The 12,827-nt window shown below is 73.7% G+C and carries 13 protein-coding genes and 1 pseudogene; 4 read left to right on the forward strand and 10 right to left on the reverse strand.

What is annotated here, in order from left to right:
- Nucleotides 1-137: 137 nt before the first annotated feature.
- Nucleotides 138-1,232 carry a glycoside hydrolase family 43 protein gene (locus IE273_RS04675; RefSeq protein WP_189813851.1) on the reverse strand — a complete coding sequence of 365 codons (1,095 nt, stop codon included), beginning with the start codon at nt 1,230-1,232 and terminating at the stop codon, nt 138-140.
- Nucleotides 1,233-1,449: 217 nt separating this feature from the next.
- Between IE273_RS04675 and mmuM the strand changes: the two genes are divergently transcribed.
- Complete coding sequence (mmuM, locus tag IE273_RS04680; RefSeq protein ID WP_189813852.1) at nt 1,450-2,373, forward strand: homocysteine S-methyltransferase; 924 nt, start codon at nt 1,450-1,452, stop codon at nt 2,371-2,373.
- 653 nt (nt 2,374-3,026) lie between these two features.
- On the opposite strand, the gene IE273_RS04685 is transcribed toward mmuM, so the two are convergent.
- Together IE273_RS04685 and IE273_RS04690 are read right to left on the reverse strand one after the other, a co-directional pair.
- Nucleotides 3,027-3,599, reverse strand: coding sequence for an ABC transporter ATP-binding protein (locus tag IE273_RS04685; protein ID WP_229887079.1), 573 nt, complete (start codon nt 3,597-3,599; stop codon nt 3,027-3,029).
- A 172-nt stretch (nt 3,600-3,771) separates the two neighbouring features.
- On the reverse strand, nt 3,772-5,340 hold the full coding sequence (locus IE273_RS04690) for a carboxylesterase/lipase family protein (RefSeq protein WP_189813854.1): 1,569 nt from the start codon (nt 5,338-5,340) through the stop codon (nt 3,772-3,774).
- 148 nt (nt 5,341-5,488) lie between these two features.
- Between IE273_RS04690 and IE273_RS04695 the strand changes: the two genes are divergently transcribed.
- Complete coding sequence (locus IE273_RS04695) at nt 5,489-5,692, forward strand: hypothetical protein (protein WP_189813855.1); 204 nt, start codon at nt 5,489-5,491, stop codon at nt 5,690-5,692.
- A 92-nt stretch (nt 5,693-5,784) separates the two neighbouring features.
- Here IE273_RS04695 and IE273_RS04700 read toward each other — a convergent pair whose 3' ends face one another.
- From IE273_RS04700 to IE273_RS04715, 4 genes are all read right to left on the reverse strand, one after another.
- Nucleotides 5,785-6,039: a hypothetical protein gene (locus IE273_RS04700; protein WP_229887080.1), complete on the reverse strand. Its 255-nt coding sequence runs from the start codon at nt 6,037-6,039 to the stop codon at nt 5,785-5,787.
- Entirely contained in the window at nt 6,036-6,899 is an 864-nt protein-coding gene (locus IE273_RS04705; RefSeq protein ID WP_189813856.1) for an isocitrate lyase/PEP mutase family protein, read from the reverse strand. Before IE273_RS04705 ends, IE273_RS04700 begins: the two co-directional genes overlap by 4 nt.
- A gap of 159 nt (nt 6,900-7,058) precedes the next feature.
- Nucleotides 7,059-7,715 (reverse strand): ThuA domain-containing protein, encoded by a 657-nt coding sequence (locus IE273_RS04710; protein WP_189813857.1) that lies wholly within the window; start codon nt 7,713-7,715, stop codon nt 7,059-7,061.
- A gap of 89 nt (nt 7,716-7,804) precedes the next feature.
- Complete coding sequence (locus IE273_RS04715) at nt 7,805-8,377, reverse strand: membrane lipoprotein (protein WP_189813858.1); 573 nt, start codon at nt 8,375-8,377, stop codon at nt 7,805-7,807.
- Here IE273_RS04715 and IE273_RS04720 point away from each other — a divergent pair.
- A pseudogene (locus IE273_RS04720) lies at nt 8,322-8,906 on the forward strand (VOC family protein); the annotation flags it as partial. The gene IE273_RS04715 and the pseudogene IE273_RS04720 overlap by 56 nt on opposite strands.
- Nucleotides 8,791-9,177: a VOC family protein gene (locus IE273_RS04725; protein ID WP_229887104.1), complete on the forward strand. Its 387-nt coding sequence runs from the start codon at nt 8,791-8,793 to the stop codon at nt 9,175-9,177. The pseudogene IE273_RS04720 and the gene IE273_RS04725, both read left to right, overlap by 116 nt.
- Here the strand turns inward: IE273_RS04725 and IE273_RS04730 are convergent.
- The 3 genes from IE273_RS04730 to IE273_RS04740 all read right to left on the reverse strand — a co-directional run bounded on the left by IE273_RS04730 (nt 9,157) and on the right by IE273_RS04740 (nt 12,788).
- A complete protein-coding gene (locus tag IE273_RS04730) occupies nt 9,157-9,846 on the reverse strand; it encodes a helix-turn-helix domain-containing protein (RefSeq protein WP_189813860.1) in 690 nt (229 codons plus the stop codon). The two genes, IE273_RS04725 and IE273_RS04730, sit on opposite strands and share 21 nt — an antisense overlap.
- Nucleotides 9,847-10,154: 308 nt before the next feature.
- Nucleotides 10,155-10,868, reverse strand: a complete 714-nt coding sequence (locus tag IE273_RS04735; RefSeq protein ID WP_229887081.1) for a VC0807 family protein — start codon at nt 10,866-10,868, stop codon at nt 10,155-10,157.
- 729 nt (nt 10,869-11,597) lie between these two features.
- Nucleotides 11,598-12,788 carry a YihY/virulence factor BrkB family protein gene (locus IE273_RS04740; protein WP_189813861.1) on the reverse strand — a complete coding sequence of 397 codons (1,191 nt, stop codon included), beginning with the start codon at nt 12,786-12,788 and terminating at the stop codon, nt 11,598-11,600.
- Nucleotides 12,789-12,827: the final 39 nt, after the last annotated feature.

Here is a 12,827-nt window from a genome sequence, read left to right on the forward strand (position 1 = left end):
CACGGCGGCGACTGTCCTTCCTCGCGGGAGCCTGGACGCCCCGGTTCCGGTCGGGGCGCCCCGGGGCTCATCCCACCCATACCTCGCCCGGGGGCGCCGGACGCAGGGCGGGTGGGATCGCGTACGGGCGGCTCATCTCACGCGCCCTCCTCCACGGTGTCGGCGACGGGTACGCCGAAGTCCGGCGTGCCGTCCGGTTTCCAGCCGAGCTTCTGGGCCCGGGTGTGCCGGTTGGGGTCGTGCAGGGGGTCGCCGGTGATCTCCTTGTACTGGCGGGCGTGGTAGACGAGGACGTCGGTACGGCCGTCCTCGGCGACGGTGAAGCAGTTGTGCCCGGGGCCGTACTGCTTGGTGGTGTCGTCGCTGGTGAAGACCGGGACGGGCGACTTGGCCCAGCTCCGCGCGTCCAGCAGGTCACTGTGCGCGTCGGCGGTCAGCAGGCCCATGCAGTAGTGCCAGTCGGTGGCACCGGCCGAGTAGGTGAGGAGGACACGGCCGTTGCGTACCAGGGCGTACGGCCCCTCGTTGACCTTGTAGCCGACGCACTCCCAGTCGTACTCGGGGGTGGACAGCCGTACCTGGGGCCCGGTCAGGGTCCACGGGTCGGCCATCTTCGAGATCCACAGCGCGGTGTTGTTGTCCATGCCGGGTTCGTGCTGGGCCCACACCAGGTAGCGGGTGCCGCGGTGCTTGAAGGTGGTGGCGTCCAGGGCGAAGGTCTCCCACGCGGTCTTGATCTGGCCCCGTTCCACCCATGTGCCCCGGAAGGGATCGGCGTGGGCGTTCTCCAGCACCCAGATGCGGATGGCCCACACGTCCTCGGCCGGGGCCGAGGCGAAGTAGATGTACCACTTGCCGCCGATCCGGTGCAGCTCCGGCGCCCAGATGTGGGCGCCCATCGGACCGGTCGGGTGCGCCCGCCAGATCACCGACTCGTCGGCCGCGCCCAGGCCGTTCAGGGTACGGGCGCGGCGCAGGACGATGCGGTCGTACTCGGGGACGGTGGCCGTGAAGTAGTAGAGACCGTCGGTGTGGCGGGTGACGTGCGGGTCGGCGCGCTGGAGGACAAGGGGGTTCCCGTAGGGGGTCGTGGCCTCCGGGTGCGGCTCCCGGGGCGTGGGGGCGGCCTGGGCGAGGCCGGGGGCGGCGGTCAGGGCGCCGGCGGCGAGCGCGGCGCCCTTCAGCATCAGTCTGCGGCGGGGGGCTTCGGGCAGATCGTGGTCGCGGCTCATGCGGACTGCCTCTCGTGGGGAAGCGGTGCCTTTGAGGACTGCCGGGTCGAGGACTGCTCGTTCGACATCCCATGACCGTTCGGTATCCCGTACGCCATCTGTGATTCCGAACGCCGAAAAGGTACGGGCGGGCCACCAGGGGGTCAATGGGTCCGGCGGAGAACGCGCGACCGGAGGGAAAGCCCTTTCCCCCGGTCCTTCGACTAGCGTCGTGACCATGACCAGCCACACCTCCCCCAGCCTCGCCGACGCCCTCGCCGCCGGGACCGTCGTGCTCGACGGCGGCATGTCCAACCAGCTGGAGTCGGCCGGGCACGACCTGAGCGACGAGCTGTGGTCGGCACGGCTGCTCGCCGAGCGGCCCGAAGCGGTCACCGAGGCCCACCTCGCCTATTACCTCGCGGGCGCGAGCGTGGCGATCACCTCCAGCTACCAGGCCACCTTCGAGGGCTTCGGCAAGCGCGGCATCGGCCGGGACGAAGCCGCGCGGCTGCTCGGGCTGAGCGTGGAACTGGCCCGGGAGGCGGCCCGGAAAGCCCATGGAGCGGGTGTCCCACGCCCGCTGTGGGTGGCCGCCTCCGTCGGTCCGTACGGGGCGATGCTCGCGGACGGCTCCGAGTACCGGGGCCGGTACGGGATGGGCGTGGGCGAGCTGGAGCGGTTCCACCGGCCCCGGATGGAGGTGCTGGCCGCCGCCGCGCCGGACGTGCTCGCGCTGGAGACCGTCCCGGACGCCGACGAGGCCGCCGCGCTGCTGCGGGCGGTGCGGGGGCTGGGGGTGCCTGCGTGGCTGTCGTACACCGTCGAGGGCCTGCGGACGCGGGCCGGGCAGCCTCTGGAGGAGGCGTTCGGCCTCGCCGCCGACGCGGACGAGGTGATCGCGGTCGGCGTCAACTGCTGTGCGCCGGAGGATGTGCGGGGCGCGGTGGAGATCGCGGCGCGTGTCACCGGCAAGCCGGTCGTGGTGTACCCCAACAGCGGCGAGACCTGGGACGCGCGGGCCCGGGCCTGGCGCGGACGCACCACGTTCGGCGCCGAGCAGGTCAAGGCGTGGCGGGAGGCGGGAGCGCGGCTGATCGGAGGGTGCTGCCGGGTCGGCCCGGAGGCGATCACGGGAATCGCCGGAGCACTCACCGCGTAGCCGAGCCGAGCCGATCGCTTCCCCGTCCGGACCGGAACCGCCCGGGGGAAGCTCCGTTCACGGCGGGCCGGACCACACCACGGGGCACTGCCACGTCGGCCTGGAGACGATCAAGGTAATCGGCGAAGCACTCACCGCGTAGCCGAACCGAGCCGAGCCGATCCGATCGCTTCCCCGTCCGGGTCGGCCCGCCCCGGGGGGCTCCGCTCTCCCGCGGTCGGCCGGACCACACCAACGGCCCGGGGCCGCATGTGCGGTTACCCGGGCTCCCACCGGGCCCGCGGCCTCGGACCCGGTCCGGTTCCGGTGCCGCACGGCGACTTCATCCGCGACTCCGGGGACCGCCGGCGCGGCGGTGGTGGCCGTCACCGGCGGGGGCGCGGCGGGCGCGCTGCGCGCGGCCGGGCCGGACGTGCCCGGGGCGTGTCGCCGGCCGGGCACGACGGCATCCCGTCCGCACGCGACCCGCGTCCGGCGACTCGCGCGGCCCGGCCGGGTACCGCGCCGCCCCTGCGGCGACCGGGCGGGCGGCTCAGAAGATCCTCGTTCCTATCCGCCCGAGGATGGTGAAGGCGTGCGTGCCGTAGACGGGAGGACCGCGATGACGGCGAGGACGAGAAGGGCGAGGGGAGCGGCCCAGGTGAGACGGATCTTCATGCGAGCTGCCTTCCTTTCACGGGTTCCGGTTGGGTCGTGCTTCCGACGGTCAGAACGGTGTCGCAGCGGTCGCGGACCGCGTCGTCATGGGTGGCGATGACGACGGCGCAGCCGTCCTCGCTCATCGTGCGCAGGATGTCGACGACCAGGGTGGTGTTGTCGTGGTCGAGCGCGCCGGTGGGCTCGTCGGCCAGGACGAGGGCGGGCTGCTTGACGATGAGGCGGGCCAGGGCGACGCGCTGCTGTTCGCCACCGCTGAGCCGGTGCACCTGCTCCTTCTCCCGGCCCGCCAGCCCGACGCGTCCCAGCGCGTCGGCGACGGTCGGAGCGTCGGGCCTCTTCCGCCGTGGCTTCATGGCGACTTCGAGGTTGGCCGCGACGCTCGCGTTCTCGATCAGGGCGTAGTTCTGGAAGAGGTAGCCGAGGACGTCGCGCCGGTAGTGCCGGGCGGAGCGCGGGCCGAATTCCGTGATGTCCCGGCCCTCGTGGCGGATGGCGCCGGAGCTCGGGGTGTCGAGGAGGCCGAGGCAGTTCAGCAGCGTCGACTCGGGCAGGACTCTTTCAAGCACGTAAAGGTCTGCCAAGTTCTTGGTAAGAGAACGGACTTGACGCCCGAAAAGGTGCGTGAACCCTTCATAAAGACTGCACATCTGACAGATCGTGATGTGCGGTGACCGACGGCCGCCGACAGCCCGCCCCGCCGGAGCAACCGCCGTGGCGGGCAACGTTCTTGAAGGACCCTCAGCGGCGCCGGGCCGCCACCGAGCGCCGCAGACGCCGTACCGCCGCCGCCAGTTCGGCCCCCGGCGCCCGGCCCCCGGGCGCGGGGGCGGGCTCCGGGACGGCGCGAGCGGTCGGCCACAGGCCGGTCTCCGCATCCCGTGGACCGTGTACGGTATGCGGTTCCCCCTCGCCGAAGACCCGCACCGGATGGGTCGCGTCCCAGGCGGCCCAGCCGGGGTCCCCGGTGGCCGCGAACCGCACCCAGGCGGCGTGCATCGCGTCGCCCAGCTCCTGCGGAGCGCCCTCACCGGCCAGCATCCGCGACTCGGGCACGTCCCCGCTGTCGAAGACGAACCCCAGCTCCAGGGCGTGGCAGGCACCGAGGCCGGGCAGCCGGGAGGGCCACGCGAACTCGTAGAGGTGACTGGCGCCGGGGCGGGCGTCGGCGAGCCGGTGCAGCGGCACCCGCAGCAGGTGGTCGGTGACCATCTGGCCGACGATCTCGGCGGTCCCGGCGTCCGGGTGCAGCGCGCGGTAGCCGCGCGCCACCTCGTGCCCGGCGTGGCAGCGGGCCATCGCCCCGGCCAGGGCGACCGCGCCGAGCCGGTCGACGTGCTCCAGCAGTCCGCCGGGCACCAGCCACAGCCGGTACTCGTCCCGGGTCCACCCCATGAGCAGGTCGACGTCCCGGGCGGCGGCGCCGTCGGTCAGCGCCTTCAGCGGGTCGCGGGGCACGAGGTCGCCGTCCACGACGATGCCGAACGCGGGCCCGCCCAGCACCGGGCTGCTGAGCCGGCCGACCTCGGCCTGCGTGCGCAGCAGCAGTGCGCGGTCGACCTCGGCGAACGCCTCGGCGGTGGCGGGGATCTTCAGCCGGGTGGCCATCCGGCGCACCATCCGCCGTACCTTGTCGCGGTCGACGGCCTCGGGCGCGCCGCTCTGCAGGACCGCCCGCCGGATCAGGCCCCGCGTCTGGGGTGCGGCGAGGAGGACGCCGGCGCTGATGGCACCGGCCGACTGGCCGCACAGGGTGATCCGGCCGGGGTCGCCGCCGAAGGCCCCGATCGACTCGTGCACCCAGCGCAGCGCGGCGAGCTGGTCGCGCAGGCCGGGGTTCGGGGGCGCGTCGGGGAACAGGCCGTAGCCCTCCACCCCCAGTCGGTAGTTGACCGAGACGCAGACGACCCCGTCGCGCGCGAAAGTCCTGCCGTCGTACACCGGCACCGCCGAGGAACCCCTGGTCAGCGCGCCGCCGTGCAGCCAGACCAGGACCGGGAGCCGGGCGCCGGGCCCCGGCTCGGGGGTCCACACGTTCAGGTTGAGGCAGTCGTCGCCGGGGATCACGGGGTCGGACAGGTACTGGGCGAACGCCTCGGAGTACGGCGGCTTCGGCGCGGTCGGCCCGAACGCTCCGGCGTCCCGGACCCCGTCCCAGGGCTCGGGCGGCCGGGGCGGGCGGAAGCGCAGCGGACCGAAGGGCGGGGCGGCGTACGGGATGCCCCGGAAGACCGCGATCCCCCGCTCGTACCGGCCGCGTACGGCCCCGTGGGGCGTTCCGACCACGGGGCCCGTCTGGTCTGCCGTCATCGCCCACCAGCCCTTCGCCACGCGCGCGTGCCTCGTCCCAGCAAGAGCACCATGGCATCCGGACCTATTCCGGTGCACGGGTCTGAGGCGTGGGCTGTCCGGCGTACGGCGGGGGTGACCCCGCGCCAGCGGTGATCGTTCGCCGGGCATGAAGCACCCCACGCGAATCGCCGCGGCCCTCTCCGTGGCCGCGGTCGCCCTGGTCACCGCCTATGGCACGGCCCATGCCGCCTGCCGCACCCTCGCTCCGGGACAGCAGCGCGCCACCGTGGCCTCGCCCGTCGACGAGCACGACCCGAAGGAGGACGTCGAGCTCGACGAGAACGGCCGTCCCGACCTCAAGGAGGACTGAGTCCGGCGACCGGACGCCGGGAACCGGTGCAACCGTGACGGCCGGGCGCCTCCCGCAGGGGGTGCCCGGCCGTCGTGTCGTCCGGTGGCCGCTCAGTCCTCCTCGCCCCGGTCGGCCCCGACGAGTGCCTCGACCACGTCCACGGCGCTGCCGTCGTGGTCGCTGCCGGCGGTGCCGCTGCCGGTCTGGAGGTTGGCCGCGCGATCGACTTCGAGCCATGAGTCGGCGTGGGAGTTGTCGATCACGGTGATCAGGCCCCCGGACGCGACGGCGGGTACGGCACCGGCCCCGAGGAGCACGGCGGCCACCGCCGTGGCCATGCCGAGCCGCGGTACGGCACCGCTCACACGCCCACGCCCTCGGGGGTGAGCCGCTCGCGGGCGATGTTGCGCTCCAGCAGGCTGGTGGAGGCCTTCACGCCGACGCCGCTCGCCGGGTCCACCTCGGGCAGCCGGCCGTCGGCCGCCTTCAGGCCGGCGAGCGCGGAGTCCATCGCCTCGTGCGCGGCGAACAGGCACGGGGTGCTGTAGATGGCGACGTCCACGCCGAGGTCGGACAGCTCGCCGAGCGACAGCCGGGGCGACTTGCCGCCGGCGATCTGGTTGAACAGCAGCGGCTTGCCCCCGACGACCTCACGGATCCGCTTGATCCACTCGACGCTGCGCACCCCGTCGACCAGCACCACGTCGGCGTCGGTGGCCGCGAGCCGTTCGGCGCGGTGCAGGATGTCGTGCTCGTCGGTGGCGTCCGTGCGGGCGACCACGACCAGGTCCTTGCGGGTCTCCAGGACCTTGTGCAGCTTCTCCAGGTATTCCTCCAGGGGCAGTACCTGCTTGCCGTCGGCGTGGCCGCAGCGGCGGGGCCGCTTCTGGTCCTCCAGGATCACCCCGGAGGCGCCGATGCGCTCCAGTCCCTCGACGACGTGACAGGCGACCTCGGGGTCGACGTACCCGTCGTCGATGTCGACCAGCAGATGGTGGTGGGGGAACGCGCCGCGCAGCCGCTGGACGAAGGCCACCATGTCCGGCCAGGCGATGAATCCGATGTCCGGCAGTCCGTAGTACGAGGCCGCGAAGCCGAAGCCCGATACGAACATCCCGTCATAGTGCTTGGCCGCGATCGACGCCGAGTACATGTCGTACACGCCGATCAGCGGCGTGGTTCCGGGACCGGCGATGCGTTCGCGCAGCTTATTACCGTAGGTCAAGGTCCGGCTCCTCCTGTGGGTGGGTGACGCGGGGCGGAAGGGGACCGCCGCGTCTCGACGCCCTTTGCCAAGACAAGAGCATCTCTAGATAGTCACGTGACCTTCCCCCTACGCCAGCTTTACTCACTCCAACGGCGCAACCGGTTCACCGCAGAAACGTCACTGGGCGGCCGTTGCCGCCCAGGTGAGGCCGCCGTTCAGGTGGGCCAGGAAGACCGGGTCGCGGTAGGCGTCGGCGGCATGACCGAGGGCCGTGTAGAACACCCGTCCGCCTGCGGGACCCCGCTCGTAACACCAGGCCAGCGGATGGTCCGCGCCCATCCCGCCGCCGTCGTACGACGTCTCGTCGGCGCGCAGCAGCACGCGTGCCCCGCCGCTCGGGGCGTGGTCGAAGTCGTACCACTCGTCGGTGAACTCCCAGACGGACGGCAGCCGCCGGGTCGCGGGGTGGGCGGGGTCGGCGACGAGGGCCCGGCCCGGCTGGTAGGCGGGGTGCCGGGTGAAGCGGGCGCCGAGGAGTTCGCCGTAGTACGGCCACCCGTACTCGGTGCAGGCCGCCGCGTGCACCCCGGCGAAGCCGCCGCCCGACCGGATGTACCGCTCCAGCCGCTCGCGTCCGGCCGGGGTCAGCACGTCCCCGCTGGTGGAGAGGAAGACCACGGCCGCGAACCCGTCCAGCGGCCGTTCCAGGTCCGCGGGGTCCTCGGTGTGCTCGACGGCGAACCCGCCCAGCGCCCGGACGGCGGCGACCGCGTCCGGGATGGAGTCGTGGCGGTAGTCGGTGGTGCGGGTGCAGAGGAGGAGACGAGGAGGCATGCCACGGGACTCCAGGCGCACGCCCGACGGCCCGGCAGGGCGGTCCGCCGTGCCCTGGCCCGGCACCGTCGGGTCAGCAGACGTTCTCCTCAACGGCCTTCGCCCACGCTGTTGTCGGGCGCTCCGTCGCCGTACGACGGCAGGTCACCGCGCCGCACCGGTACCGTCGCCGTGGGGGCCGGCGGCAACAGCGCGGCGAGCTCCGCCGGCGCGGGACGGTGGACGGCGTCCGCGGCGCCGCGGAGCACGTCGGCCGCGACCTTCTCGCCGCTGATCCGCACCACCCGGCCCTTCGCCGGTGCCACGCAGGTGTAGCCCTCCGGGCAGTCGGCCGCGCTGCCCCGCTCGGCGTAGAGGTGGAGCACGGCGCCGTTCTTCGCCCAGTACGCGGCGGAGAAGCCGTCGTCGCCGTTCACGCCGACGGACTGCTGCGCGAGCGTGAAGCCGGGTACGTCGGTGACGTAGACGAGTTCGGGCGCGATGCCCAACGCACGCAGCCTGGCGTCCAGTTCGACGCGCGGCACGCGCGGGGACGCCGGGTCCCGGGCATCGGCGGACGCCGGACCCCGGGTGTCACCGGTGTCCGCCTTCTCGGTGCCGCACGCCGTGAGCAGCGCGGGGAGGAGCAGGAGCAGCGGCAGGACGCGTGCGGTACGGATCACGCGCCCATGGTGCCGCACGGGCGTTCCCGGGGACGGTCCCGTTCCCGTAACCTCCTGCGCGATGAACGCGATTCCGCCGCTGCTGGACCATCTCGTCCTGGCCACGCCCGACCTGGGCGCGACGGTCACCGCGTTCGCGCGGCGGACCGGGGTCACCCCGGCGCCCGGCGGGGTCCACCTCGGGCTGGGTACGCGCAACCACCTGGTGGGGCTGGGCGGCCCGAGCTACCTGGAGATCCTCGGGCCCGATCCGGAGCAGCCCGAGCCTTCCGGGCCGCGGCCGTTCGGCGTCGACCGGCTGGCCGGGCCGCCCGGAGCCGGGTCCGCGCCCGTGCCCGCCACCGGTGTCCGATTCCTTCAAGACCGGCTGACCGCCCGCTGCCTACGGTGGCCGCATGACCGTACGATTCGCCGTGATCGGCCTGGTCGCCTCCGACCTGGCCGCCTCCCTCGCCTTCTACCGCCGCCTCGGGCTGGTCTTCCCCGACGGAGCCGAGGACCAGCCGCATGTCGAGGCCGAACTGCCCGGCGGGCTGGTGCTCGCCCTGGACACCGAGGAGACCATCCGCTCCTTCCATCCCGGCTGGCGGCCGTCCGCCGGCGGAGGGCGGGTCGCGCTCGCCTTCCGCTGCGACTCCCCCGCCGAGGTCGACGCCCGCTACGAGGACCTGGTGGCCGCCGGTCACCACGGGGAACTGGGGCCGTGGGACGCCTTCTGGGGGCAGCGGTACGCCACCGTGCACGACCCCGACGGCAACGCGGTCGACCTGTTCGCCCCGCTACCCGCGCCCGGCGAGTAGTTCCCCGAGCGGCATCCCCGCCAGTTCCCGCACCTCGCGCGCCAGATGGGGCTGGTCCGCATAGCCCGCGCGGACCGCCGTCTCCGCGTACGGCGTCCCGGAGCGGGCCAGGGCCAGCGCCCGCTGGAGGCGCAGGACGCGGGCCAGGGTCTTCGGACCGTACCCGAAGGCGGTCAGGCAGCGGCGGTGCAGCCGGCGTTCGCCGAGGCCAAGTGCGGCGGCCGTCGCGGCCACCGTGCGGCCCTCGTCCAGGCACTCCACCACCCGGCGCAGCAGCGGGTCCGGGGCACCCGCCTCCGCCGCCCGGTCGAGGGCGATGTCCTCCAGTGCGCTCGCCGGGTCGGGGGCCGCCGCGACCCGGTCTCTCAGCCGGCGGACGCTCGCGGCGGGCCAGAGGTCCGCCAACTCCACGCGGAGGTCGCGCAGTTCATGCGCAGGAACGCCGAGCAGCGCGGGCGCGGTGCCGGGGAAGAAGCGGATGCCCGCCCACGAACGCGCCGGGCCCTCGGGGAGGTAGGGGCGAGTGTCGGGACCGGCTACCAGCAGCCGCCCCTCGCTCCACAGCAGGTCCATGCACCCATCGGGCAACACGGGCCGGGCAGCGACACCGACCGGGGAGTTCCTCCACACGACCGCACCGGCCAACCGGGACACCCGCTCCACATACACGACGGCCAGCGTACGCCGCCCGCGGATACCTTCGGGGCCGCCTCGGAAGCCCCGCAGGGCAGGCCGGGAGCGGGCACGCCCGAGCGGGGTCGCGGCCCGGCGCCGGGTCGGGAGGGCGAGAGCCACGGTGCGGGCTGCCATTGGGGAGCGGACCGGGAAGGGAAGGGCTGCCGGGGCGAAACCTCTACCCCGCAGCGGACCGGGAAGGCGAGCACACGCGGGCGGAGCCGCCGCCGGGTGACGGGGCGAGGTGGCCAGGGCACCCGGACGGGGCGCACCCGGGTGGTCCGCGGAAGGCGAGGGTGCCGTCAGCTCGGACGCGGGGACGCCGGGGAGGGGCTGCCTCGGTGGACCGTCGCCGGTGCCGGGGTTCCGAACAGCGGGAGGGCGTGGCGTATGCGGAAGCGGCGGGTGTAGACGGCGGTGGCCCCGGCGGTCAGGCCCAGCAGGAGCAGCGAGAGGGCACGGTCCAGCAGCGGCACCGTGTCGGTCGGCAGCGTCGCGGCGGCGGCCGAGCCGAGGGCACCGTCGAGGAGCTGCTCGGCCCCCCACAGCGCAGTGAGGACACGCAGGGCTCGGCGGAACGGAGCACTGTCCTGCCAGATCCTGTCCCGTGCGCGGGCCGCGCCGCCCCGGTGCAGTCGCTGTCCCACCTGGAACGCCAGCGGTCTGCCGGTGAACGCGGTGCCGAGCGCCCATCCGCCGACCGCGAGGGACAGTGCCGCGTTCTTGAACAGCAGGAGGCGGGGGCCGCCACCGATCAAGGACACCAGCGCGGCGGCGGCCAGCAGGACCGTGAAGAACAGGTCGACGCCGTCGATCCGGCGGTGCCGGGCCGCGCCGGCCAGCAGACGCAGCGCCGGTGGCGCACCGCTCAGCAGCAGGGCCGACGCCTGACCGGCGCCGAGTGCCCGGGTCACGTAGTAGACGAGAAGCGGGAGGACGAGGTCCACGGCGAGGGAGAGAAGGGGGCCGCGAGCGGTCCCGAACGGCCTCACAGGCTCGGTCGGCTCGATGGACACGGACCCGTCCGTCCCGTCCGTCCCGTCTGCCCCAGGGATGCCGCCGGTCCCGGCACACCCGACCGTCGTGGTGCTCCCGGCCCACCCGGCGGCCCCGCCGATCTCTGGAATCCCGGCACTCCCGATGCTCCCGGCGGCCCCACCGATTCCAGCGGTCCCCTCGACGCCCCCAATCCCGGCGCTCTCGATCCACCCGACAGCCCCGGCAATCCCGGCATTCCTGATGCTCCCGGCAGCCCCGCGGACCCTGGTCGCCTCGGCCGCCCCCGTCGTGCCGCCCGCTCCGGGGGACCAGGCCGTGCCGCCGGCGTCGCTCCTGCCGGTCCCGGCGCCCCCGCCCGCGCCGCCCGCCCTCCCCCTCGTACCACTCCGTCCCGTGTATCCCGTCGGATCCGCCATGTCCGCCGCCTCCTCGCCCGGTGTCACAAGCCGTGCCGGGCGACGTGACGAACCACGGCGCTGCCCGGCTGTCCGCTCCGGCCGGACGCCTCCGGCCTGCGCATGGACGACCTTCACGCTAGGTGCGGGACGGTGTCCGGCGGATCGGCGCAGGGGTGGAGTGCCGGGTGGACATTCCGGGGACAAGCGCAGCCGCCTTCTCCACCGCAGGGTCCACACCCGAGGGTGGAGACGGCCGCGACGGGAGTCAGGGACGGCCGCCCCCCACAGACCGAGCAGACCAAGCAGACCAAGCAGACCGAGCCCGAGCAGACCGGCTCGGCCGGACGGTCACTGCACCGGGTGCGCCGTACCCCCGTCCCCGTCCTCGCCCCCGGAACCCCCGGCCCGCCCTGTCCCCTTGTGCGCGTGGTGCGGGTTCTTCGCGTGGGTGCGCAGGCGGGCCGTCACGTCCTCCGGGGGCAGGAAGCGGGACCAGCGCTCGGGGAACTCGGAGGGCATGTCGGGGTCGTCGGGGTCGGTCTCCCGGACCACCGCGGCGCGGGCGACGTACTCGGCGACCTGCGCGTGCCGCACCCGCTCGTTGGCCTCGCGCGCGGCGGCCGTGGCCGCGGCCGGCCAGACCCGGTCGATGGCCGCGTTGACGGCCGCGCCGACGAGCACGGCGAACGCGGACACACCGATCCACAGCAGGACGGCGACGGCGGCGGCGAGCGAGCCGTAGATGGTGGCGCCCTCGATGGTGCTGGTGAGGTAGATGCGCAGCAGGAAGCTGCCGAGGACCCACATGGCGAGGGCCACCAGCGCACCGGGCACGTCCTCGATCCACGGGGAGCGGACCGGCACCGAGACGTGGTACAGGGTAGTCAGGAAGACGATGGACAGGACGATCACGACCGGCCAGTACAGGACCTGGACGACCGTCTCCGACCAGGGCAGGATCCGCACCACCGCGTCGGGCCCGGCCACCATCAGCGGCAGTGCCACCGAACCGATCAGCAACGCCACGATGAACAGCAGGAACGCCATGATCCGGGTCTTGACGATGCCCCGGACACCGTCGAGGCCGTACATGACGGTGATGGTGTCGATGAAGACGTTCACCGCGCGCGAGCCCGACCACAGGGCGAACAGGAAGCCGATGGAGATGACGTCGGGCCGGCCGCCCTTCATCACGTCGTGCAGGATCGGCTCGGCGATGTCCTTGACGCCCTTGTCGGACAGCACCGTGCGGGAGGCCTCCAGGAGGTTGGTCTCCAGGCTGTGGATCGTGTCGGCGCCGGTCCAGTCGTCGACGTAGCCGAGCAGTCCGATCAGGCTCAGCAGCAGCGGCGGCACGGACAGCAGCGTGAAGAACGCCGCCTCCGCCGCCAGGCCCAGGATGCGGTACTCCATGCAGGAGTTGACGGTGTCCTTGAGCAACAGCCAGGCGGTCCTGCGCTTGGAGACGTTCCGGTAGAGGGCTCTGGCGCGGTGGAGCCGGCCGGCCGGCCGCTCGGGGGTTTCACTTGCTGGCTGCACGACCTAACGGTAGCCGCCGCACCGGGCCGCCCTCACCTT

It is taken from the genome of Streptomyces olivaceoviridis, assembly GCF_014650115.1.
Lineage (GTDB): Bacteria > Actinomycetota > Actinomycetes > Streptomycetales > Streptomycetaceae > Streptomyces > Streptomyces olivaceoviridis.